The 23316-nt window shown below is 58.7% G+C and carries 23 protein-coding genes and 1 tRNA gene; 9 read left to right on the top strand and 15 right to left on the bottom strand.

Going from position 1 to position 23316, the window contains the following annotated elements; genetic code table 11:
* Positions 1 to 214 precede the first annotated feature (214 nt).
* Positions 215 to 751: a translation initiation factor IF-3 gene (gene infC, locus ACN0TA_RS12110; RefSeq protein WP_417583515.1), complete on the bottom strand. Its 537-nt coding sequence runs from the start codon at positions 749 to 751 to the stop codon at positions 215 to 217.
* Positions 752 to 972: 221 nt separating this feature from the next.
* Here infC and ACN0TA_RS12115 point away from each other — a divergent pair, with 221 nt between their 5' ends.
* Entirely contained in the window at positions 973 to 1737 is a 765-nt protein-coding gene (locus ACN0TA_RS12115; RefSeq protein ID WP_417583234.1) for an alpha/beta hydrolase, read from the top strand.
* A gap of 43 nt (positions 1738 to 1780) precedes the next feature.
* Positions 1781 to 2299: a GNAT family N-acetyltransferase gene (locus ACN0TA_RS12120; protein ID WP_417583236.1), complete on the top strand. Its 519-nt coding sequence runs from the start codon at positions 1781 to 1783 to the stop codon at positions 2297 to 2299.
* A gap of 16 nt (positions 2300 to 2315) precedes the next feature.
* Here the strand turns inward: ACN0TA_RS12120 and ACN0TA_RS12125 are convergent, their stop codons facing one another.
* From ACN0TA_RS12125 to rpmI, 12 genes are all read right to left on the bottom strand, one after another.
* The gene (locus tag ACN0TA_RS12125; RefSeq protein WP_417583238.1) at positions 2316 to 2663 is read right to left on the bottom strand and encodes a VOC family protein; all 348 of its coding nucleotides are present in this window, start codon (positions 2661 to 2663) and stop codon (positions 2316 to 2318) included.
* Positions 2664 to 2665: 2 nt separating this feature from the next.
* The gene (locus tag ACN0TA_RS12130) at positions 2666 to 3670 is read right to left on the bottom strand and encodes a rhodanese-related sulfurtransferase (protein ID WP_417583240.1); all 1005 of its coding nucleotides are present in this window, start codon (positions 3668 to 3670) and stop codon (positions 2666 to 2668) included.
* A gap of 19 nt (positions 3671 to 3689) precedes the next feature.
* Complete coding sequence (locus ACN0TA_RS12135) at positions 3690 to 4502, bottom strand: capsular polysaccharide synthesis protein (protein WP_417583242.1); 813 nt, start codon at positions 4500 to 4502, stop codon at positions 3690 to 3692.
* Between the two features lie 4 nt (positions 4503 to 4506).
* Entirely contained in the window at positions 4507 to 5382 is an 876-nt protein-coding gene (locus ACN0TA_RS12140; protein ID WP_417583244.1) for a glycosyltransferase family 8 protein, read from the bottom strand.
* Positions 5383 to 5385: 3 nt separating this feature from the next.
* Entirely contained in the window at positions 5386 to 6273 is an 888-nt protein-coding gene (locus ACN0TA_RS12145; RefSeq protein ID WP_417583246.1) for a glycosyltransferase family 8 protein, read from the bottom strand.
* 19 nt (positions 6274 to 6292) lie between these two features.
* Entirely contained in the window at positions 6293 to 7558 is a 1266-nt protein-coding gene (locus ACN0TA_RS12150) for an O-antigen ligase family protein (RefSeq protein WP_417583248.1), read from the bottom strand.
* Positions 7536 to 8717: a hypothetical protein gene (locus tag ACN0TA_RS12155; protein WP_417583250.1), complete on the bottom strand. Its 1182-nt coding sequence runs from the start codon at positions 8715 to 8717 to the stop codon at positions 7536 to 7538. Before ACN0TA_RS12155 ends, ACN0TA_RS12150 begins: the two co-directional genes overlap by 23 nt.
* On the bottom strand, positions 8710 to 11118 hold the full coding sequence (gene pheT / locus ACN0TA_RS12160) for a phenylalanine--tRNA ligase subunit beta (RefSeq protein ID WP_417583252.1): 2409 nt from the start codon (positions 11116 to 11118) through the stop codon (positions 8710 to 8712). Before pheT ends, ACN0TA_RS12155 begins: the two co-directional genes overlap by 8 nt.
* A gap of 2 nt (positions 11119 to 11120) precedes the next feature.
* Positions 11121 to 11522, bottom strand: a complete 402-nt coding sequence (locus ACN0TA_RS12165; RefSeq protein WP_417583254.1) for an ASCH domain-containing protein — start codon at positions 11520 to 11522, stop codon at positions 11121 to 11123.
* On the bottom strand, positions 11522 to 12607 hold the full coding sequence (gene pheS, locus ACN0TA_RS12170; RefSeq protein WP_417583256.1) for a phenylalanine--tRNA ligase subunit alpha: 1086 nt from the start codon (positions 12605 to 12607) through the stop codon (positions 11522 to 11524). Before pheS ends, ACN0TA_RS12165 begins: the two co-directional genes overlap by 1 nt.
* A gap of 195 nt (positions 12608 to 12802) precedes the next feature.
* Positions 12803 to 13204 carry a 50S ribosomal protein L20 gene (gene rplT, locus ACN0TA_RS12175; protein WP_417583258.1) on the bottom strand — a complete coding sequence of 134 codons (402 nt, stop codon included), beginning with the start codon at positions 13202 to 13204 and terminating at the stop codon, positions 12803 to 12805.
* Positions 13205 to 13250: 46 nt separating this feature from the next.
* The gene (gene rpmI / locus ACN0TA_RS12180; RefSeq protein WP_417583260.1) at positions 13251 to 13451 is read right to left on the bottom strand and encodes a 50S ribosomal protein L35; all 201 of its coding nucleotides are present in this window, start codon (positions 13449 to 13451) and stop codon (positions 13251 to 13253) included.
* 241 nt (positions 13452 to 13692) lie between these two features.
* On the opposite strand from rpmI, the gene ACN0TA_RS12185 reads away from it, so the two are divergent.
* The 6 genes from ACN0TA_RS12185 (at position 13693) to ACN0TA_RS12210 (ending at position 19840) form a co-directional block, all read left to right on the top strand.
* Positions 13693 to 14229, top strand: coding sequence for a CAP domain-containing protein (locus ACN0TA_RS12185; protein ID WP_417583262.1), 537 nt, complete (start codon positions 13693 to 13695; stop codon positions 14227 to 14229).
* A 352-nt stretch (positions 14230 to 14581) separates the two neighbouring features.
* Positions 14582 to 14899 carry a hypothetical protein gene (locus ACN0TA_RS12190; protein WP_417583264.1) on the top strand — a complete coding sequence of 106 codons (318 nt, stop codon included), beginning with the start codon at positions 14582 to 14584 and terminating at the stop codon, positions 14897 to 14899.
* A 224-nt stretch (positions 14900 to 15123) separates the two neighbouring features.
* Positions 15124 to 18009, top strand: coding sequence for a DNA polymerase I (polA, locus tag ACN0TA_RS12195; protein WP_417583266.1), 2886 nt, complete (start codon positions 15124 to 15126; stop codon positions 18007 to 18009).
* Between the two features lie 3 nt (positions 18010 to 18012).
* On the top strand, positions 18013 to 19203 hold the full coding sequence (locus tag ACN0TA_RS12200; RefSeq protein WP_417583268.1) for a hypothetical protein: 1191 nt from the start codon (positions 18013 to 18015) through the stop codon (positions 19201 to 19203).
* An 84-nt stretch (positions 19204 to 19287) separates the two neighbouring features.
* A tRNA-Arg gene (locus ACN0TA_RS12205) sits at positions 19288 to 19376 on the top strand.
* A 50-nt stretch (positions 19377 to 19426) separates the two neighbouring features.
* On the top strand, positions 19427 to 19840 hold the full coding sequence (locus tag ACN0TA_RS12210; RefSeq protein WP_417583270.1) for a DUF1810 domain-containing protein: 414 nt from the start codon (positions 19427 to 19429) through the stop codon (positions 19838 to 19840).
* A 396-nt stretch (positions 19841 to 20236) separates the two neighbouring features.
* Here the strand turns inward: ACN0TA_RS12210 and ACN0TA_RS12215 are convergent, their stop codons facing one another.
* Complete coding sequence (locus ACN0TA_RS12215) at positions 20237 to 20758, bottom strand: DUF421 domain-containing protein (protein ID WP_417583272.1); 522 nt, start codon at positions 20756 to 20758, stop codon at positions 20237 to 20239.
* Between the two features lie 364 nt (positions 20759 to 21122).
* On the opposite strand from ACN0TA_RS12215, the gene ACN0TA_RS12220 reads away from it, so the two are divergent.
* On the top strand, positions 21123 to 22445 hold the full coding sequence (locus tag ACN0TA_RS12220) for an amidase family protein (RefSeq protein WP_417583274.1): 1323 nt from the start codon (positions 21123 to 21125) through the stop codon (positions 22443 to 22445).
* Between the two features lie 10 nt (positions 22446 to 22455).
* Here ACN0TA_RS12220 and ACN0TA_RS12225 read toward each other — a convergent pair whose 3' ends face one another.
* Positions 22456 to 23250, bottom strand: coding sequence for an IclR family transcriptional regulator (locus ACN0TA_RS12225; protein ID WP_417583276.1), 795 nt, complete (start codon positions 23248 to 23250; stop codon positions 22456 to 22458).
* Positions 23251 to 23316 lie beyond the last annotated feature (66 nt).

The following is a 23316-nucleotide window of genomic DNA, read 5'->3' on the forward strand; positions in this document are numbered from 1 at the left end:
AGCGTACCGAGTTAATGAAGGCTCAACTCATGCAACAATTTTGATGTCATGATGCGCACAATTTTTCGCCTGCCGACTTTTTAGGCGTTTCGCGCATTTCCTGCGACCAGATCACCTGTTTGCGTACAACCTTGGGGCGGCGTTTGGTGCGCAAAACAAAAGGCGGCCTTTCGGCCACCTTTGCATTTGCGTTCGGCATGGCAGGGTGTTGGACTCAGCGCGGAGCAAGCACCATCACCATCTGACGCCCTTCGGCGCGTGGGTTGGACTCAATCTTGGCGATTTCGTCAAACTGATCCTTGACCTTGTGCAGCAGTTCAAGACCGATGTTCTGGTGCGCCATTTCACGGCCGCGGAAACGCATGGTCACCTTGACCTTGTCGCCTTCGCCAATGAACTTTTCCAGCGCGCGCATCTTCACATCGTAATCGTGCGTGTCGATGTTGGGTCGGAGCTTGATCTCCTTGACCTCAATCACCTTCTGCTTCTTGCGGGCCTCGGCGGCCTTCTTCTGGGCGGCGTATTTGAACTTGCCCAGATCGAGGATCTTGCAGACCGGCGGCGCCGAATTGGGCGCGATCTCGACCAGATCCATCCCGGCTTCCATGGCCATAGCCATAGCTTCGCTGGTGCGAACGACGCCAATATTGGTGCCTTCAGCATTGATCAGCTGGATTTCGGGGACGTTAATTTCGTTGTTGGAGCGCGGCCCATCCTTTTGGGGCTGCACGGGTCTCATCGGACGACGAATGGCTGAATTTCCTTTCAGTGGTTTCCCATAGCTGCGCTGGCCTGCTCGTAGCTGGCGCAACACGCCTAAAATCTTGGTAAACTGGCATAAAGTCAACAGGCAAAGCGGCGCTCGTGCCCAACCAGTCTCACCGGTGCCAAACGGACGGCATTTGGCGCGGCCTTGCGCACTTTCCGGCCAGCGGCTACATCCCGCATATGGTGAATAGGCCGGGAAATTCAATGAGCGAGAAAATCGAGACCATTAAGGTAGGCAACGCCGATCAGGCGCGCGACATCGCCACGCTTGTGCGCCCAGGGCAGGCGCCGGGTCTGTTCTGGCTCGGCGGGTTCCGTTCTGACATGGTCGGCTCCAAAGCCCAGGCGCTGGACAGTTTTGGCGCCGAAAAGGGACTGGCGGTTACCCGGTTCGATTATTCCGGTCACGGCCAATCGGGCGGTGCTTTTCTCGAAGGTACCATTTCGCGCTGGCTCGAAGAAGCACTTGCCGTTTTCGAGACCACGCAGGGCCCCCAGATCGTTGTCGGTTCCTCAATGGGCGGATGGCTGGCTCTTCTGCTCAACAATGCACTGCGCATGCGGGACAACGACAGGGTGCAGGCCATCGTGCTGATTGCCCCGGCAACCGATATGACGCGCGACCTGATGCGCGAAACATTCAACGATGCCGAATTGCTCGACCTATGGGAGAAGGGTAGGGTCGAGCAGCCGTCCGACTACTCGGACGAACCCTATATCCTGACCCGCGCACTGATCGAGGACGGCGAAAACCACCTGCTTTTCGGCGCGCCCATCCGCACTCATTGTCCGGTGGCTATATTGCAAGGTGGCCACGATACCGACGTGCCCCCGGCCCATGCGCTTAAGCTTGTCAGTCACCTTGTGTCCGATCCTGTGACGTTTACCCTGATACCCGACGGGGATCATCGCCTGTCACGCGCCAGCGATCTTGATCTGCTCCGCCAGACCCTGGAGCGCATGCTCTAGAACTGTTTCCGCCTTCCGCATTTCAACAGGTGCATACCGCCCGATGAAAATCCGTCCTGCCACCGACGCCGACCTGCCCGACATTTTGGACATCCACAACGATGCAATCCGTCGGCTCGATGCCATCTGGAGCGAAGACGAGGAAACTCTTGCCGACCGAAAGGTATGGCTCGATGAGCGGAACGCCAATGGTTATGCGGTACTGGTTGCGGAAGACGCGGGCCGTATTCTCGGCTATGGCAGCTACGGCTCATACCGTTCGCGCGCTGGCTATAGAAAGACGATCGAACATTCGATCTATCTGCGTGACGAAGCGCAGGGCAGGGGCGCAGGTACGGGATTGATGAGGGCCCTGATTGCCGAAGCCAAAGCCAGAGGCTTTCACCTCATGGTTGGCGTCATCGATTCAAAGAACGAAACCTCGATTCGCTTTCATGCCCGCCTGGGCTTTGAAATGCTCGGCGTGCTGCCGCAAGCCGGATTCAAGCATGGACGCTGGCTCGATCAGGTCAATATGTATCTCATCCTCAACGACGATTCGGCGCCCCCACGCGGGTACTGACGCATCCCGAGGGCGATCAGAGATGGGTGAGAACGTTGATGAGCTTGCCAAACGGGTCGCGCACGTAAAACCGGCGCACGCCCCATTCTTCCTCGGCAGGGCCATATTCGAGCGTCAGGCCCATCGTCTGCGCCTTTGCGAGTACGGCATCGAAATCGTCGACCTCAATCGACATGTCGGGCACCGCGGTGCCTGAACCGCCCTGTGACATGACGCTGAACTGGATCGTCATCTGCCCATCGGCGCCGTACGTTCGGATCCAGCCCATATCCATCTTAATGTCGAGCCCAAGCAGTTCTTCATAAAACTGCACCGCCCTGGTTGGATCGCCCTCTATGTTGGTCACGATGCGCCTGACCGCCATCGCTATTGCTCTTGGTTTCGCGCTCGATCGGCCGCGCGCCGCGCCTTGTTGGCCAACCGTCGTTCTTGGGCCGCCTTGTTCACGTCTTGGCCGATGTGAGTTTCGCCGCGCGCTGCGGCCAATTCGATCTGTCGTTGCCGCTCGGCCGCTGCGGCCCGCTTTGCCGCGTATTCTTCACCGGCGCAATGGTGACATTGGACGCCCTCGATAAACGTATCGCGCTGGCGATCGTAAGGAGTCAGCGGCTGTCGGCAGGCGCGGCACAATTGCGCATCACCGATCTTCAGCCCGTGACTCACCGAAACGCGCTCGTCGAAGACGAAGCACTCACCATCCCAGAGGCTGTTATCTTCAGGCACATGCTCGAGATAGTTCAGAATGCCACCCTTGAGGTGAAAAACTTCCTCGAATCCCTGCGCCAGCATATATGACGATGCCTTCTCGCACCGAATGCCGCCCGTGCAGAACATGGCGACCTTCTTGTGCTTTTGCGGGTCGAGCGTCTTGGAAACGTAGTCCTTGAATTCTGTAAAAGTCGAGGTCTGCGGGTCTTTGGCATTTCGGAACGTCCCAAGTGCCACCTCGTAATCATTGCGCGTGTCAATGACCACAACGTCGTCCTGATCGATCAGATCGTTCCAGTCTCCCGGCTCGACATAAGTGCCTACCTGCTTGCCAGGATTGGCCTCGGGGGCACGCAGCGTCACGATCTCGGACTTAAGCCGTACCTTCATGCGATAAAACGGCTGGCTCTCGGCGAATGAATATTTGATCTCGGCGCCCCGAAACCGTCCGCCAAAGATATTGCCGTCGCTCAGCCAGCCGACCAGCGCATCAATCGCCTCTGGTGTTCCCGCGACAGTTCCGTTTATCCCCTCAGGCGCCAAAAGCAGCGTCCCTTTGATCCCGCGCGCGCCACAAAACTCCCCCACCGGCCCTTGCAGCGCCTCAAAGTCGGGCTGATCGACAAACTTATAGATCGCGAGAATTTTTATGGGCTGGGTCATGAAGCGTGGTTTAGCAGTGTCAGATCAGTTCAAACAAGCGCAATTGCCGGTCGATAAAACTACCTGGTTCTGGCTCTCGGCGTGACTTGGAATGACGTCCAGTCAGTGCGCTGTTCCAGATATGGACCGACAGCGTCCTCTCGGTGATCAGGCCTTCAATGTCGCTGCCCTTTTCAAGGAGATTCGCTGCATCGTCATAAGCGAGCGGATAGAGAACGTCCTTGGGTTGTACCTTGTCGATCAAACCGAGTTTACGCACGAAATATCCAAGCGGGGACGGCCCGGTGGCACCAAACTGCATGTGATGGATTGGCAAATCCTCGCCGACTGCTCTTCGCACAGCCACCTCGGCGCGTCGCCAGAACGGCAGGCCCGGTGGGATGGCTCCGGGTTCGAAAATTGCCCGCATCGCGCCAACCAGCTGGCTATCGGCCGGCATGCCCAATACGGCGTTGTTGATCTGTGCGGTCCAGACATTGCGCCAGCTGGGGTCACTGTCAAAACCGAACAGATAGTCGAGTGTTTGGTTGAACGGGCGCACGCAAAATACATCGCAGTCGACCCAGATGCCACGATCCTGTTGCAGCAGCTCTATCCGGAACAAATCCGCAAACACGGCCGGCGTTCGGTCGCCTTTGTAAAAAAAGATACGTTCCTTGCCGATGATCTCGTTGGCATCTTTGAATGTCACCCCGGAGGGCAGATTGTAAGGCTGCTCATAAGCGTAAAGTTCGACAACATGACCGTGCGCGACAAACGAGGCAAGACACAGACGCTCAAGATAGCCCAACGGCCCGTGCCAGAACGAAACTATGGTAGGAAGCGGTTGCAAGGGTTTATGACCTCTTGCCGAACGGCCAGAGTTTTAAGAGGCGGTGTTTCATGCGGTGGCGCCAGTAGCGATAGAACAACGCGTTTGTCATGACATGCCGATATGTCCGGGCAAAGGCAACGCCCGAGTACAAGTTCCAAGGCTTGCGTTCGCCGGTGTAGTGCAGAATGAACGGATTCAGCGCTTGGTGCGCAGGCCTGGGGCCGATCAAATTCCAGCGTTGATCGAGCAGATAAGCGTCGTTGCAGAAGACGATGTTGAGTAGATCTTGATCATAATAGATCCGTTCTATGGTGCCGTCCTCGATGTAGCGATTTAATCGTTCTGGAATCTGCGCTGCATGCCATTTCTGGCGATCGATCACGACAAGTCCGGCATTGAAATACGGATCGGCCGGATCGATAAGGTCGCGATTGACTCTGGCATCACGCTGATTGGCCACCTGAAGCGCGGAAGGTTCTTCGACTGCTGCAATCGATTTACCTTGCAGGTCAAGTTCTGCGAGCTTTTCGATAGGCGCCATGACCATCATATCGCAATCGAGGTAGATCACGCGCTCGACATCTGCGGGCAGGAAGCGGTCGAGCATGAGCCGTGCATAAACGATATTGGTCATGCGCTTGTGGTAAGGTGCATCCTTTACCAAGCTCAGAAATTCAGCATTCTGTGTCAGATCGTAAAACGCGAGCTTGCACCCAAACTCTGCTTCTATCGCCAACAGGTCGTTTCGGTGCTCGTCGGTCAGCGGGCGATGGCACAAATGGAACACAAGATCGGAGCGCCGATGCGTATGCAGACAGATCGAGCGCATTACGGCATAGGCAGGTGCCCAGAAAAAATCGTCAAACGTAAGCGCAACATGAATTTTTTGACTGGGCATTGCCTAATTCGCTTTGACAAAGGGCAGGAATTTGGAGACGCGCTTCAGAATCCTGAAGTGCAGATATCGGTAAAACAATGCATTGGTCATGACATGGCGATACTGGCGCGCATATCCAGCCCGAGAGAGCAGATGCCAAGGCCGTTGTGTGCCCGTGTAATGCAGGTTTGATGGATTGTACGAGACGTGAGCTGGTGTCGGGTCGACGATGTTCCAGCGGTCAGCAAGTCGCTGCCACTTGCCACCAAGGATCAAGTTGATGACGTTCTGGCTATAATTGAGCCGCGCCACCGTGCCCCCGAGAATCAGCGCCTCCATTTGCTCTGCAATATTTTCAGAGCGCCAGCGGACTAGATCCATGACCATGAGCCCTGCATTGAAGTAAGGTTCGGCGGGATCGAGCAGGTCACTTGTCGTCTTGATGTCGCGTCCTGATCCAATGAGCTTGCCCCATGGATCAAGAACGGCGCCAATGACCTTGTCTTCGAGATCTGCATGCCAGAGCTCTTCGATAGGCGCCATGACCATCATATCGCAATCGAGATAAATCAGGCGCTCCACAGTTTCAGGCAGGAACCGATCCATGACAAAGCGGGCATAGACGATATCGGTCAATCGCTTGCTCTGAGGAACGCGACCGGAAATTGCAAGAAATTCGGGGGTTGTTGTCAAATCATAAAAGCAAAGGGTAGCGCCGAACTCTGTTTCGATCTCCATCAGGTCGGCTCTGTGCGCAGTGCTCAATGGCCTATGGCAGATATGGAATACCAGATTGTTTCTCTGCGACGTTGCAAGGCAGATTGAACGCATAGTCGCGTAAGCTGGCGCCCAGAAGCTGTCATCGAACGTAAGCGCGATGTGAATTGATTTGGCGCTTGGAACTGGCGGCATGAGGTTCCGATGTCTTGGGTTACCGGGCAGGGAGACGATTCGTCGGTTGGTCTTTGCAATAGCCTAAAAGCACAGCAGTGGCGACAGGAGCAAAACAGAACAGCAATTCCGCTCCGAACGCTGTGTTGAACAGGCCGTGGACGCCATAGGTGGCGCTGATTGTCATCGCGCCATAAAGGCGAGCAGCGAACTGACCATCATGTTCGCTTCGGAATGCCCCCCAGATCGGCAGGAGCAGATACAGCGCGTAAAATGCCAGACCGAAGATCCCGGCAAGGGCGGCAAAGTTGAGGTAGTCATTATGATAGTGGGACCACCCGGCGACCAGTTCGGCGACATCTGGTGCCATGAATTGCCGGCCAGCCTCGACATGGTCGTACCACCCATACCCAAAGATCGGCGCTTCAAGAAAAGCGTTTATCGCGCCGACGTAAAGCTGTACGCGAACTTCGCTTGACCGGTCGGGTACTGTCCCCTCGGTGATGAAACTGTAGATGACGTCGAGACCACGGAGGGCTCTAAGATTGTCGCCAAAAGCAAACAGAGCCAATATGACCGAAACGACAACAAGAATAATCGCGCCGACCCAGATTAAGCGTAGCCTTTTTGGCAACCTGAAAAAGAGAAATCCGGCAAAAATTGTGGAAACAACGACAGCGATGAGCGGCGCTGATCGGGTACCTGCGAGAAGACCAGCCATGATCCCGAATACTGGACCGAGCAAAAATATGAGCCGCCACGGGCCCTTCCCCGTCAGCAGCCCCATCAGTGGCAAAAACCCAAGCATGATAGAGGCCATGGCAAAAGGGTTGGTCAGATTGACGAACCCTTTTGCGCGGTCCAGCCCCGCCCACCAGACGTCGTAAATAGCGCTCGCAAGAGCCACGCCCGCCCCCAAGAGCGCGAATAAAGCGAAAACTTGCGTGCCGTTGGAATTGGCTTGCCGATTGAAAAGCGCAAATGCTGGGAAAAACAGGATCAGCGGCAGAAAATTGCCGAGATGGGCCACATCCTCCATGGAGGATGCCGAGCCTGCAAAACCAACGGCAACGCACGCGAATGCTAACAAATAGCCGATGCCGACCGGATGCTTCATGGCATCGCGGCCATTCTGGTCGCGCAACAAGAAGGGCCAAGCGAGCACGAGGCAGACGAGGTAAATGTATGGGGAGGCATTTCCTATGCCATTGGCCAGCACCAGCAGCGCACTCAAGACAAGAAGGGCAGCGGTGCGCTCTGCGAAGGCGATCCGGGGGGACGCTTCAGGCTGTATGGTGCTTTGCAAGGTAGCTCTCAATCTCTGCGTCCAACCCCGAAAAACGCATCAGCGCGCGAGAGTCCTTGGACCGAGCGCTCGTGCGTTCTTCTTTCCAGTTGGTGTTGATGCCTTTGAAATGGAAAAATTGCAAACGCGGCGCGCTGGCATTGGTCGTTCTCGGCAGACCATAGATGCGGTGCATCATGGGTGTGAATGCAAAGTCCTGCGCCCATGGCTGACGCGGATCGATAGCCCATTTGTTGGCGCACACTGCCTTGAGAGGGTTTTTGTGGCGGTAACGATAGCGCAGATGAAACGGTTGATCGGCAGCGTCCTCGGCAATTTGGGGTTCCACCCAATTGCCCTTAAGTGTCACGAGCCCGTTTTCGCTTTTCTCTAGAGCGTCGTACACCCCGCCGTTCGGGCCCTGCGCCACCAACTCGTCGATGTCGCAATTGAGTAGACCTTCTGCCTTGGGGGCCAGCCTGCTCACAGTGACGCGGAAACTCGCGACCTGCAGAAAATTCGCCCAATAGGGATGAAAGAGGACACCTGGATCGACAGGGCCATACCGATGCGGCCACGAGGGGACCGCGACTCTTGAAATGCCGGGAACGTCAAGGAGCCTGTTTGCGATACTGCCGGTGTTATAGCTGGTCGATCCATTGTCGAAAACGATGATCGCATCGACGCCGTGCAGCCGCGCGTGCCAGTCGGCCCAGAGCGCCATCCAATCGAGATCATTGTCCTTGTTCATAGTGAACATCACCCGCCGGCCAGCAAAAAAATCGCCGAAATTGGGCTGAACAGGAACAGTGAATGTTTCGTCGGCGAATTCGAGTGTGACCCCGGTGGTATCGGCCGGCGCCTCAGGCAAAGCGATGGTCATTGTCGAACGCGATATTGAGAACGCAGGCGTTAGCGAATGACCCGATGGCTGAGCTGAAAAGCGGGCAGACAGCCATTGAGGCGAGAGGGAGTTTGGTGGAGGACAAGAGAGGACGATCTTGGTTTCGTCTGCGGACCAAAATGCGTCGTAAACGAGCGCGCGATCTTCAAACCGTTGCCAGAACGTGTCCGGACGGCGGCGCGTAGGCACCCGCGGCTGGCGCCGGAGCGCCTTGCCTTCGGGCAGGAAAACGAAAGAGGATTGCACGTCAATGCGACGCGGGCCATCCTCACCCACGCAACGTACCTCCGGTGGCTTTCTCCACGGCGGCGACGACTTTGCTCGACACAGCTTCGATTTCCTCGTCGGTTAACGTCTTGTCCTTCGGCTGCAGGGTAACTTCGATGGCTATCGATTTGTTGCCTTCACCCACATGCGCACCGGCGAAAACGTCGAAAATTGTGACATCGGTGACCAGCGATTTGTCCGCTCCGCGTGCAGCCCGCAACAGGCTCGCTGCTTCGATGTCCGCGCCGACGACAAACGCGAAATCGCGCTGCACCGGCTGCAAGGGAGACAGCGTCATCGAGGGTTTGGCCCGCGTCGCCTTCCTGCGTGGTTCGGGCAATGCGTCGAGATCGATTTCAAAGGCAGCGACCGGTCCATCCAGATCGAACCTGGTGACCATCGCTGGATGCAGTTCGCCGAACCAGCCAAGAATGACCTTCGGGCCCAGCTGAATGCGCCCGCCTCGTCCCGGATGGCTCCAGGGTGCGGGGTCTGCCACCACCTGGACCTTATCGATATCGACACCGAGCGCGTCGAGCGCTGCTCCGATATCAGCCTTTGCATCATAAACCCCGACCTTGTCGGCTTTGTGCTGCCAGTGCCGGCCGGCTCCGGCAAAGCCGGCGGTGCCGGTGCGGATGCCAGTGGCGTGGGTACGCTGCCCATCAGGCGCATCCGAAAAGAATACCTGTCCCACTTCATAAAGTGCAACGTCATCATAACCGCGATTGCCATTGCGCTCGGCGCCGGAAAGTAGCCCCGGCAAGAGCGATGGCCGCATATCGGTCATGTCCGATGCAATGGCGTTGGCCAGCCGCAACTCGGGCTTGCCACCGCCGAACGCTTCGGCGAGCTCGCCCGAGATGAACGACCACGTCATGGCCTCGTCCATGCCGCGCGCCGCCAGCGCCCGACGCACGATGCGCCGGCGGTTCTGGATTGGCGTCAGCATTTTCGGCGCAACGCCCGACAACCGGGCCAAAGGCTCGACCGGAATGCGGTCAACGCCAACGATCCGCATCACTTCTTCGACCAGATCGGCTTTGATCGTCACGTCCGGTCGCCATGAGGGAACCGCAACTTTGACTATATCGCCCGAGCCCGACATCCAGAAACCCAGCCGGGTCAGAATGGCCTTAACCTCGGCAAAGGGCACCTTGAGCCCGGTCAGGCGCTCGATCTCGCTCAACGGCAAATCGATGACCGTTTCGGGCGAAGCGACAGCGCCATCGATTACAATTTCGGCCGGCTCGCCGCCGCACAATTCCATTACCATTTGCGTCGCCAGTTCGATCCCCGGCTTGACGCTTTCGGGGTCCACTACGCGCTCGAACCGGTAGCGGGCATCGGAGTTGATACCCGTCTTGCGACCCGCTGCGGCAATTGCTGTCGGCTCGAACCAGGCGCATTCGATGAACACGTTGGTGGTTTCTTCGGAGCTGCCAGTGTCTTCTCCACCAATGATACCACCAAGACCGAGAACCTTCTCGTCGTCGGCGATAACGCACATGGTCTCGTCAACGCCATAGGTCTTGCCGTCGAGGGCTTCGAAGCTCTCCCCGGTCCGGCCCATGCGCGCGGCTATGTTGCCCTTTAGCTTGTCAGCGTCATAGACGTGCAAGGGCCGCGCGCGGTCGAGCGAGACATAATTGGTTATGTCGACAAGCGCATTGATGGGGCGCAGGCCCACGGCGCGCAACCTGTCCTGCAGCCATTGCGGCGAAGGTCCGTTCTTTACGTTCTTGACAAGGCGCCCTGCAAACATCCTGCACACCTCGCCATCGACGCTCACCGATATGGGGGAAGGGCCAGCGGTGGCGGGAACAGGCTTGATTGTGTGATCCTTGAAATCGCCGACGCCTGCAGCAGCCAGATCGCGCGCGATTCCACGCACGCCGGCACAATCGCCGCGATTGGGGGTCAGCCCGATATCGACGACAACTTCATCGATTCCGGCGTAATCGGGGTAGGGTACGCCAATTGGCGCGTCTTCTGGCAGTTCGATAATGCCGTCATGATCGTCCGAGAGTTCCAGTTCGGCATTCGAGCACAGCATGCCGTTGGACACCTGTCCGCGGATATTGCCCTTGCCGATCGTCATATCCTTGCCCGGAATATAGGTGCCGGGCGCCGCAAAGACCGATTTCAGGCCGGTGCGTGCATTGGGTGCGCCGCACACGACGTCGATCAGTTCGCCAGTGCCTGCATCGACTTTGCAGACACGCAGCTTGTCGGCGTTGGGATGCTGCTCGGCGCTCACGACATGGGCCGTCACAAACCCGGCCAACGCCGCGCCGGTGTCGCTCACTTCTTCAACCTCGAGGCCAACCATTGTCAGCGTATCGATGATCTCCGAATTGGGAGCCGTGGTCTCGAGATGATCTTTGAGCCAGGAAAGGGTGAATTTCATCTTCAGGTCCTATCGAACACTTCAACGAGCGCAAACCGCTCGCAAACAAGTTTCATTTGGCCGTCCCAGCCGCCATTGCGACCGAAAAAGGCGATATGGCCGTGGCGCCAGGCCTCATAGGGACCTTCGCCTTCGGCTTCAGCAAATTCGGCGGTAACCTCGTCGAACGGCACGATGTCGACTTTTGTGGTTTCGATTACGCAGGCCGGGCGCCCGCGTCCGTCAAGAACCACGTCCCGCCGTCCAACGTGTGGCATGGGTTCGCCCGCTTCGTGGCTGCGCAGTGCGCCACATGTTGCCGTCTTCTTACCCGCGATAACCAGCGCGAGCAGTTCGTCGGCCAGTTCGGGGCTGTCTCCGAAGGCGAATTGAACCGCGCCGCTGTAACGCTCGGGCAAACCCATCAGCCCGACAGCCCACCGAACAAGGTCGGCAGATCGAGAGGCCGGAAGCCATAATGGTCCAGCCAGCGCTTGTCGGCGTCGAAAAAGGCGCGCAAGTCCGGCATGCCATATTTGAGCATGGCGATGCGGTCGATCCCCATGCCCCAGGCAAAACCTTGATAGACTTCGGGGTCCAGACCGCCAGCCCGGATCACATTGGGGTGCACCATGCCGCAGCCAAGGATTTCAAGCCAGTCGTTGCCTTCGCCAACCTTCACCTCATTGCCCGAGCGGTCGCATTGTACGTCCACCTCCATGCTCGGCTCGGTAAAGGGGAAAAAGCTCGGGCGAAACCGTGTCTTGACGCTCTCGACCTCGAAGAAGGCCTTGAGGAACTCTTCGAGCACCCAGCGCAACTGTCCGATATGGCTCTGCTTGTCGATAACCAGCCCTTCAACCTGATGGAACATCGGGGTGTGAGTCTGGTCGCTGTCATTGCGATAGGTGCGTCCGGGTGTGACGATGCGGATCGGTGGTTCGCCCAACTCCATTGTACGGATCTGCACGGGGGAGGTGTGGGTGCGCAGCAGCTTGCGCTGCCCGTCGGCGCCGGGCTCGAAAAAGAATGTGTCGTGCATCTCCCGCGCCGGATGGCCCTCGGGAAAATTGAGCGCCGTAAAGTTGTAGTAGTCGGTCTCGACGTCCGGCCCTTCGGCAATCGCAAACCCCATATCCGAGAAAATGGCAGTGATCTCGTCGATCACCTGGCTCACGGGGTGGACGCGGCCCATGGCGGTGGGGGCAGGACGCAGCGGAAGGGTCACATCGAGTTTTTCGGTGGCCAGCCGCTTTTCCAGTGCGGCCGCTGCCAGCGCAGTGCGGCGCGTTTCGATGGCGGCGCTGATTTCAGCCTTGAGGCCGTTGATCGCGGGGCCTTTTTCCTTGCGCTCGTCGGGTGTCATTTTGCCTAGAGTTGCAAGCAGTGCCGAAATCGATCCCTTCTTGCCCAGCGTCGAAACGCGCACGGCTTCGAGCGCGGCTTCGTCCTGCGCATTTGCAATTGCAGCGTGGATCGAAGTGGACAGGTCGGCGATCTCGTCGGACATGATTTTCTCTAACATGGGAAACTCTTTTGCGGGCGAAGCGGTAGCAAACGAAAAAGCCTTGCGCCACCCCAAAAGGGGCAGCGCAAGGCTTTGATATTCGGCCTCAGCGGGCTGGAGCGTCGTTAGATCGAGCAGAACCGTTTTTGCGGTTCGACGACGTGATCCAGCAAAGGCTTTACAAGCTGCAACGCCAGATTAGGCGGAGATGCGCTCGTGTGTGGTCGCTTCGACGTCGCCCAGATAGACGAGGGCTTCCTTGGCTTTGACAACCAGCGCTTCGAAAGCTGCCGGCTCATGCACTGCCAGATCGGCCAGAACCTTGCGGTCCACAGCAACCTCAGCCTTGCTGAGGCCGTCGATAAATCGACCATAGGTCAGGCCGTGGCTACGCACGGCAGCGTTGATGCGCTGAATCCACAGGGCGCGGAAATTGCGCTTCTTGTTCTTGCGATCGCGATAGGCGTACTGACCGGCCTTCTCGACGGCCTGTACGGCAGAACGGTAATTGGTTGAGCGGCGACCGTAATAGCCCTTTGCGGCCTTGATCACCTTCTTGTGGCGGGCGTGGGCGGTAACGCCTCTTTTTACGCGTGACATATTTTAATTCCTCAAATCTGACGTGAGCGCTGTATCAGGCAGCCGCTTACCGGTCGTACGGCATGTACTTCTTGACAATGCGAGTATCGGGCTCGGAGAGCGCCGACGTGCCGCGATTGGAGCGGATGTACTTTGCGTTGTGGCTGATCAGGCGGTGGCGCTTGCCAGCGGGGCCAGCCATAACCTTGCCGGTTGCCGTCACCTTGAAGCGCTTCTTGGCGCCAGACTTGGTCTTCATCTTGGGCATTTTGCGGGTCCTTTTTGGTCTTCTTGGATGCCCGGTTTCCCGAACGTCCGCTTTCATGAGCTGCCACGGCATGCCTTTTGGCCGGACGGCTCGTTTAATAGATGGCTTCGGCCGGCCCAATGGACCAACCGGAGACGCGGCGTTATAGGGAGATTGAGCGCCGAGTGCAAGGCCAATTCGCTGGCCGTGCCGCGCCATTTTTACAGCTTCCAAACCTCATAGGTTTCGCTAAAGTCGGCCCATGATCGAAATCACCCGCCGCCGATTCCTTACCCTTTCCGCTTTTGGCGGCGCTTCGCTGGCGCTGGCCGGCTGTTCATCGGGCGCTGTCATCATGACCACCGAACGTGCATCGCCTGTGTCAGCTGTCTCGATTGCTGAAGCCACCGAAAAGCTTAACGCCATGCGGGCCGAGCGCAATCTGCCGCTGCTCAACCACAATGCCACCTTGCAAAAGGTCGCCGAGGAACAGGCGCGGCTGATGGCTGAAAACTCTGTTGTTGCCCATACCGCAGCGCCCGAGCAAACCCTGCATACCCGTCTGCGCCGGATGGGTTTTGGTGGTGGTGCCGGGGAAAACCTGGCCGGCGGCTCGCCCAATCTCGATTCTACCATCGTTGGCTGGCTCAAATCGCCTTCGCACAACAAGACAATGGTCAACCCCGATTACGTTCAGTTCGGCATTGCCATCGAACGTGGTCCAGCCACGACCTACAATACTTACGGCACCTACTGGGCGCTTCTCATGGGCGTCCGCTCGCCCGCCGGCCGTCCTTAGGGGGCGACCTAGTCGGGCCGGAACGTGACAGGCTGTTTCCGTATGCCCTTTGGTAAAAGGACCATGTGATCGAATGTGCTTTGCAGCCCTGCTTTGACATTCTTTTTCAGGCGCACCAGAGCGTGGCGCAACGGGTGACGGTCCCTGTAGAGATTTTCATAGCTGACAGCGTTCAGATCACTCCAGCCTATACAGTGTTTGCGATGTGCGGCGTCAATATCTCCCATTTGAATGCCAAGCGCGGGCCCGGTTGGCCAAGCATCTTGCCGGCCGCTCCTGCGCCAATGATGTATCCGGACGCACCGCCCAACGTTGAGCGGAAAGGGCGCAGCTTGCCCGGCGGAGCCGCAACGTGGGCAGGGGGCTGCATGCGGATTTTACGATCGGAGCCTTCAAAGCGCAGGAGGTCGAAGACTATACCCTCAAGGCCCTCGAGAAAGGCCGGCAGCGAGCGGGAAAGAAGGGCATCGTCCTCCAAAGCGACGGCCCGCTCTTCTCAGGCATCGCGCATCGTCTGCCACGCCTTCTCGTGGCTCAGCGTACAGGCAAGTTCATTGGGTCGGATGGATGCTGCTCGGGTATTGTCGCAATAGCGTGCGATATCGCCGGAATGTCGGCAGGTATCACCGCTTCGATGCGTGTGCCTGAAACCCCCAGTTGGGCCAACTGATGTTCAATGAATGCGCGGCGGTCCGGGCGACTGGCAAGGTTGACGAAGTCGATAGGTATGGACAAGAGCTGGCCGTTGTCTTGCGATGAACTGGATATTCCAATCATTCTGTGCGGACCTCGACCGGTGTTCCGTTTCTATCGACCTTGCCCCATTCGCATAATCGCGCGAAAGTCCGCCCAAATCAGAATCGAAGGCGCGCAGTCGCGCCCGGGGAGCCCCAAATGCATCTCGTCCTCGTCGACGGCTCGTCCTTCATTTTCCGCGCCTATCATGCGCTGCCGCCGCTGACGCGCAAGTCCGACGGTCTGCCGGTTGGTGCGGTCTCGGGCTTTTGCAACATGCTCTACAAGCTTACCGAGGATCTGAAGGGCGAAAATGAGCCAACCCATTTCGCCGTGATCTTCGATCATTCAGGCAAGAGCTTCCGCAACGATCTCTACGATCAGTACAAGGCCCACCGTCCCGAAGCGCCCGACGACCTGATCCCCCAGTTCCCGCTTACCCGCGCCGCGACCCGTGCCTTCTGCCTGCCCTCGATTGAGCAGGAGAACTACGAGGCCGACGACATCATCGCGACCTATGCCTGCCAGTTCCGCGATGCAGGGGGCAAGGTCACCATCGTTTCTTCCGACAAGGATCTGATGCAGCTTGTTGGTCCCAATGTTACAATGCTCGATACCATCGCCCGCCCCGGCCAGCCTCCGCTGCGTTGGATCGGTCCCGACGAGGTCGTCAAGAAATTCGGCGTCACGCCCGACAAGGTGGTGGACGTTCAGGCCCTGTGCGGCGACCCGGTCGACAACGTCCCCGGCATACCCGGCATCGGCATCAAGACAGCGGCTTTGCTTATCAACGAATATGGCGACGTCGAGACCCTGTTGGCTCGCGCCTCCGAGATCAAGCAGACCAAGCGCCGCGAATCGATAATCGAGAACGCGGAGCTGGCCCGCATTTCGCTAAAACTCGTCGAACTCGATTGCAACACGCCCGTAGAATTGCCCTTCGATGCACTGGCCCGCGAGCCACTCGAAGCCAAGACGATCATTCCGTTCCTCAAGGCCATGGAGTTCACGTCCATTACCCGCCGTATCGGCGCTCTGCTTGAGGTCGACCCCGACGATTTCGAGGCCGACGCCGAGCTGGCCGCCAAGGGGGCCTCGATCCCCGGCGCCGTGGATGTGTCCGATGGCCCCGCCCCTGCATCTGGCCATGGCCCGGAAGCCCACGCCGAAAAGATGCTCGAAGCCATCCGCGCCATTCCCTGCAATCTCGACGATTACGAGATCGTCCGCGACGAGACCGCGCTTGCCGCCTGGATCGCCGATATCATCGCCACGGGCCACGTGGCCGTCGATACCGAAACCACCGGCCTCGACAATCAGGCCGCCGATCTCGTCGGCATCTGCTTGTCCACCCGGCCGGGCAGGGCGTGCTATATCCCGCTTGGCCACACCACCGGCAATGACGACATGTTCGGCGGCGGCCACGCCGAGGGCCAGATGGATATGCGCCTGGCGCTCGACATGCTGCGCCCGGTTCTCGAAGACCCGGCCATCCTGAAAATCGGCCAGAACGTCAAATACGACATGGGCATCTTTGCCCGCTATGCCATCACCATGGCCCCCATCGACGATACGCTGTTGATGAGCTACGCGCTCGATGGCGCCCGTAACAACGGCATGGATGCGTTGGCCCTGCGCTGGCTCGATCACACCTGCATCAAGTTCACCGACCTTGCCGGCACCGGCAAGAACCAACTCACTTTCGACAAGCTCGAAATTGCGCCTGCCGCGCGCTACGCCGCCGAAGACGCCGATATCACCCTACGCCTTTGGCATATCTTGAAGCCCCGCCTCACGGCGCAAGGCGTCACCACGGTTTATGAAACTCTCGACCGTCCATTGACCCCGGTGCTGGCCCGCATGGAAGCGCGCGGCGTTTCGGTCGATCGCCAGATCCTTTCGCGCCTCTCGGGCGATTTTTCCCAGCGCGCTGCCGCGCTGGAAGAAACCGCTCACGCCCTGGCCGGCGAAAAGTTCAATCTCGGCTCCCCCAAGCAATTGGGCGATATCCTGTTTGGCCGCATGGGCCTCGAAGGCGGCACAAAGACCAAGACCGGCGCCTGGGCTACCGGCGCCTCCGTGCTGGATGATCTGGCGGCGCAGGGCGTGCCCCTGGCCCAGACCATTCTCGATTGGCGCGGCGTCACCAAGCTGCGCTCGACCTACACCGACGCGCTGCCCTCCTATATCAATGAGCGCACCAAGCGCGTCCACACCTCATACAATCAGGCCTCGGTCGCCACCGGGCGCCTCTCGTCCAACGAACCGAACCTGCAAAACATCCCCATCCGCACCGAGGATGGCCGCAAGATCCGCACCGCCTTCATCGCCGCGCCGGGCAATCTGTTGATTTCCGCCGACTATTCCCAGATCGAGCTGCGCGTCCTCGCCCACATCGCCGATATCGATGCCCTCAAAGACGCCTTCGAGGAAGGTCTGGACATTCACGCCATGACGGCGTCCGAAATGTTTGGCGTCCCCATCGAAGGCATGGACCCCATGGTGCGCCGCCGCGCCAAGGCGATCAATTTCGGCATCATCTACGGCATTTCCGCCTTTGGCCTTGCCAACCAGCTCGGCATCGCCCGGTCCGAGGCCGGGGACTACATAAAGACCTATTTCGCCCGCTTCCCCGGCATTCAGGATTACATGGCCGAACAGCGTCGCATCGTCAAAGCGCAGGGCTACGTCTCGACCATTTTCGGGCGCAAAATCCCGTTCGAAAACGTCAACACCAAAAACCCCTCCGAACGTGCCTTCATCGAACGCGCTTCGATCAACGCCCCCATCCAGGGCTCGGCCGCCGACATCATCCGCCGCGCCATGATCCGCATGGAACGCATCCTGACCGAGGAAAAAGTCCCCGCCGATATGCTCTTGCAGGTCCACGACGAACTGATCTTCGAGTCTCCGGCCGACAAGGCCGAACAGGCGATTCCGATTATCAAGCGTGTGATGGAAGGGGCTGCGGAACCGGCGCTGCGGCTGTCAGTGCCGTTGCAGGTGGATGCCAAGGCTGCGGAGAATTGGGAAGCGGCGCATTAAGCAATGGACGAACTTGCCCTTCTTCGATCCCTAATCGCGGGCGAGAAGCTGCAGGAAGGGGAACTGCTCAAGCTCCTGCGTAAGGCCCATCAGCCCGATATGAGAGATGTGGCGCTCTGCAACGAGATTTTTGCAGGTGCAGGCGATGTATTACACGTTTCTTGCTTTCGACAGATCATTAGAGCCGACGTCTCGGATGAAACGATTAAGGCTTGGGTAAAAACTCGGAAAGCGCTGATCGAGAGACACAAAATTCTTCTGCCAACTATATTTTCTTATCTTAGCCCGAAAGATTCGCACGAATTATATTACGCAGTGCGTCGCATTGATGATTTTTGCGAAGACCTGCCTAACACGATTAGTTCTGGGAGAAGGGATCACAATTTACGCAAAATAATAAAACAGAATGATCACCTAGAGCGCGTCCTTCGCGAAGCGAAGGAACTGCTCGAAAAATCTCGGAATGACAATGTTGCATTCTTGTTCGACGAGGTTCGGCACGGCTACCTAGCGTCGAATCCAGTTTATGATGAACTTCCCAGTTTTGACGCTCTTGTATCCTATTTTGATTTCCTAGTCGGAAGTGTAGCCCTTAATAGGATAGAACTTCTAGAAGGGCGGAGGGGATATATCCCAGCAAATAATGCAAAATTCGACGCAGTGGAGGTGACCTACGACCTCTTCCGCATATCAGGAGGACCAGCCTTAAAGACCACGCCGGGATCTGATTTCACGCATTTGGCGTCGTTACTTTATGAATTGGCAACAGGCGACCGAGATCAAAGCATGGCGGGCGCGGTGATAGAGTTTCGGCGAAGCGATGAGCGCAAAGAAGCTGATCAATACGACGTTGAATACGGGCCAGAACGCGATCGACAGCTTGAAGAGGATAACTTTTTCCACATTCGCGAACGTATTGAGGAAGCCGCCGCCAAACTTGAGCTACGCAAGAAACTGCTTGAGAAGCACGATGGTGGAGACGAGCTTCGCTTGGTCAATCTGGCCTTGGCGGCTGGAGCGTTGGCGGACCTCCGATCTGCAACAGCAACACACGGACCCTTCCTAGTGTGGGCCAGCCAGATCAGTGAAGCGGACCAACAAAGTTCTTGGGATGAACTGACGGACTCGCGGGAAAAAATGAGGGCTTTGGAGATCGAACTCGGGAGACGCAGGCGCGGGCTATCCGGCGATTGAGGTTAATGAGATCGTTTCCGCCCCGCTTGATCTCAACCTTGTATTTGCTCGATGTCGTATGTTGCCTACGTCGACTCGCGTTGACGCGGCGTAGCTCAACTGGATAGAGCCCCTGCTTTCTACGATCTATAGGTCGGGCGGGGAGACTGCAGGTTCGAATCCTGCCGCCGCAATATCACGCCACACCAATCAAGTGGGTCCTTTGAGATTTTGGTTTACTTATATGCCGACGAATATGAACCACTTCCTCACCGCCCAAGCCCCCATCTACCAAACCGCCCTCGCCGAACTCCGCGCCGGTCACAAGCGCACCCATTGGATGTGGTTCATCTTCCCGCAAATCGCCGGGCTGGGCATGAGCGCCATGAGCCGGCGCTACGCGCTTGCCTCCCTTGACGAAGCCCGCGCCTATTTCGCGCACGAAACCTGCGGCCCGCGCCTCATCGAATGCACCCGCGCCGTCCTCACCCATCCCGAAAAATCCGCCAACGCCATCTTCGGCGCCCCGGACGATCTCAAATTCCGCTCGTCCATGACCCTCTTCGCCCACGCCGCCCCCGACCAGCCCGAATTCCGGCAGGCGCTGGACATGTTCTTTGACGGCAAGGACGACCCCGAAACGCTCAAGCGCATCTGAGCGGGCAGGGCGGCGACCCCGGCACGCCACACAGTGCCATACGGCCCCAACACCCCGGCTTCCCCTCCCTCGCTTCCCCGGCGCACGCCGGGGCCCATGTGCCTCTCCTCAAGCACCGAAGGGTCGGCAAGGCTGCTGGGTCCCGGATCGCGTCCGGGACAGCGATGGGGTGGGTTGGGCCTGCGGCTCCATCACCACCACTTCACCCCCACCGTCATCCTCGGGCTTGACCCGGGGAGTGAGTACCGTCCGTAGGCAAATCGCTCCGGTGGAGCGATTTGAGGCGCGAACGCCCGGAGCGCTACGCGCGAGGGCACCAACGCCCGAGGTTGACGCGGGGTGAGATGCCCGAATGCACCCCGCCCACCCGTCAATGTTCCCATCGCAAGCACGCCCTCACGCCGAATGCTCGGCCATCCCCTCAACGGTGTCCATCGCGCCCCGATCGTCCCCCAGCGTTCTGACAACCGAAAACGATCCGTCGGTTTCCAGCACCACGGCCTCGACAGCGCCCAGCGATCCCGCCCCGCTCGCCCGCATCGCCGCCAGAATTTCCGCGCGCGTCACCCGTTCGCGCTTGAGGTGCCGGTCCAGATACCGCCCCTTGAAAAACAATAGGCTCGGCTCGGCCTTCACGAACCCCTGCACGGCGTCCGAGCGCACCGAGAGGAACGTCACCCCATATTGCAGTGCGCACAAAAGGACGAACGCCAATAGCCCTTCCGAGAGCGAAACGTCCTGGCTCAGGATCGCCGAAGACAGGGTCGACCCCAGCGCCACGGTGATCACCAGGTCAAACGCGTTCATTTTCGACAGCGTGCGCTTGCCCGTGGCCCGCAGGATCACCACCAGCCCCACATAGGAGAGCACCCCGATCACTACCAGCCGGACCAGATCGCCCCATCCATCGAAAAACATCACAGCCTCCTTGTGCCTGTCCCTGCCAATGCCGCCCTCGTCATAGCGTTCCCTATGGCCTCGGCTCTCTCGGGCACGCGCTCACCCGCGCTGCCCGGCGAAAGCCGCAGGCGATGTCCCGGTCGGGTCACACTGGAGCACTGGTAATGTTGCTGGATCCCAGATCAGGTCCGGGATAGCGATGCTGGCGGGTTACGGTCTCCACAACCATTCTTGCATGGGGCTTGATGCGTGCAGCGATCTTGCCTGGGGTGGAGTGGAATAGCCGATCACGCCCTTGGTAGAAGCTGATCGCGCACTGGGCCACGGTACCGAACGCTGCTAGGAAACAAGCTCTGCCCGATTGTTTGTAGGATCGTCAGCAATGACCGACATTTCCCCGCTCCGCGCCAATGGCGGCCGCCTCGTCTTTAGCGCTCAGGATCGCGCCCGCCGCGCCATCGACGCTGCCATGAGCGTTCCGCCCGATGTCCTTGCCACAATCTTCACCCGTTTTGATGCCCCCCGCATCATGGAAGAAGCCATCGCTTTGGATATCGACGCCAAGCGCCGCGCAGGTCATTTGGCTGGGGTGATGGTGTCCATCAAGGATCTGTTTGACGAGCGGGGACAAGTCACCGGCGCCGGCTCGACAATCCTGGCGGATGATCAACCCGCTGGCCAGGATGCAGAGGCAGTGGCGCGTTTGCGCGGCGCCGGCGCCGTTGGGTGCGGCCGTACGACAATGTCTGAATTTGCTTATTCTGGTGTTGGGCTGAACCCCCATTTTGGCAATCCCGGCAATGTGTTGGATCCCGCTCGGATCTCCGGTGGCTCAAGTTCTGGCGGCGCGCTGTCGGTCGCGCTGGGCATTGCCGATGTGGCGCTGGGCTCTGACACCGGCGGTTCGGTGCGGATTCCCGCAGCACTCAATGGCTTGTGCGGGTTCAAACCCAGCCAGTCGGCAGTGCCGTTGAGGGGGACGTTTCCGCTTTCTCAAAGCTGTGACAGCATCGGCCCCCTTGCCCGGACTGTCGCCCAATGCAGCGCGGCTCATGCCGTCCTCTCTGCCAGTGCGCAGCCGTCCCAGGACCTTCGATCTGCGCGCATAGCAGTGGTCGGTGGCATGATGACTGACGCAATGGACGTCCAGACGGTCGCCGATTTCAGCCGCGCACTGACCACCCTAAGCCAGACTGGCATCGTCCTTGAGGACATCGATCTGCCCGAACTTGAGGGGTTTGGTGACATCAATCGCATCATTGTGTCTTCCGAAGCACACCGGGTTCACGCCGGGCGGCTGGATCGTATGCGTGCAGAGGGAGACCCCAATGTCCTGCGCCGCATCCGCACTGCTGAAAGCCTGCGGCAGAGCGATGAAGACGACGCACGCGCCAGTCGAGCGGCTGCAATAGCGGCGTTCGCCGCACGCGTACAAACCTATGATGCCTTCATCGCTCCAACTTTGCCCACAGTCGCGCCCCTGATTGCCGACGTGCAGGCCGATTTCGACACTTTCAATGTCCTCATGCTGCGCAACCCGTCAGCGATCAATTTCCTTGATGGTTGCGCAATCACTGTGCCTATGCACGCCGGCCAGCCGCTCGCCACCGGCCTGATGATTTTTGCCCCCGGTGGCAGGGATTGGCAGGTGCTCGAGCTTGCGTCTCATATCGAGTCGGCACTGGCCAATAGTGAAATGTCGTGATGTCAGCGCCTCAGCGTGACCAGCCCAGTCTGCGGGCAATGTTGATGGCGCTCGAACGCACGAGCTCCTTGAGGTCAGGGTCGGTCTGGTCGACTTTCTGATCGGGCACGACGATGGAAATCGTTGCGCGGCACGTGCCCGCTCCATCCAGTATCGGTGCAGCAATACAGGCAATTGAATACGCCGATTCACCGGCCTGTATCGAAAGTCCCGCATCAAGCGCCTGACGTGAGGATGCCGTTAGAATTTCGATGTCGGTTTCCGCCCGGCCCGTAGGCGATGGACAGCTGGCGTGGGAGAATATCGCGCGCCGCTCGGCCTCAGGCAGGTGCCCGACAAGCAATCGCCCCGAGGCAGACCAGTTAAGTGGCGTTCGGCTGCCAACCTGCGAAGCGACCTGGAAATGGTCGGGGCCATCAACCATGCCCAGAACGACCATGAAATCGCCGTCCCGGCCGCAGATCTGCACGGTTTCACCCGACGCCAGTGCCAGATCGCTCATTTCATGGTTTGCCGTCGTCAACAGGTCGACGTGGCGGGCATAAGTCAGCCCGTAATGAAACAGCCGGTGCCCGAACCAGAGCCTGCCGTCGTCAAAACGGTCAAGCATGTCCTTTTCGACAAGATCCTCGACCAGCGTGTAGATCGTCGAAAGCGGCGCGCCGACGGCCCGCGCAATCTCGTAGGCCGTTGCTGGCGCATCGTTTGTCTGGAGAAAGTCTAGCACCTGCAGGATGCGGTCGAGCGCGCTCGTGCGTGTACGCTTGATCTTCGCAGCGTCTTTTGACGTTTCAAGTGTGCTCATGCCAGCGATCCTCCCGTGAGTGTCGCACCGGGTTCAGTTTGCAATTAATATCCTCGGCGTGCAAAT

The sequence above is a fragment of the Pelagibacterium sp. genome (genome assembly GCF_048264985.1).
Classification (GTDB): Bacteria; Pseudomonadota; Alphaproteobacteria; order Rhizobiales; family Devosiaceae; genus Pelagibacterium.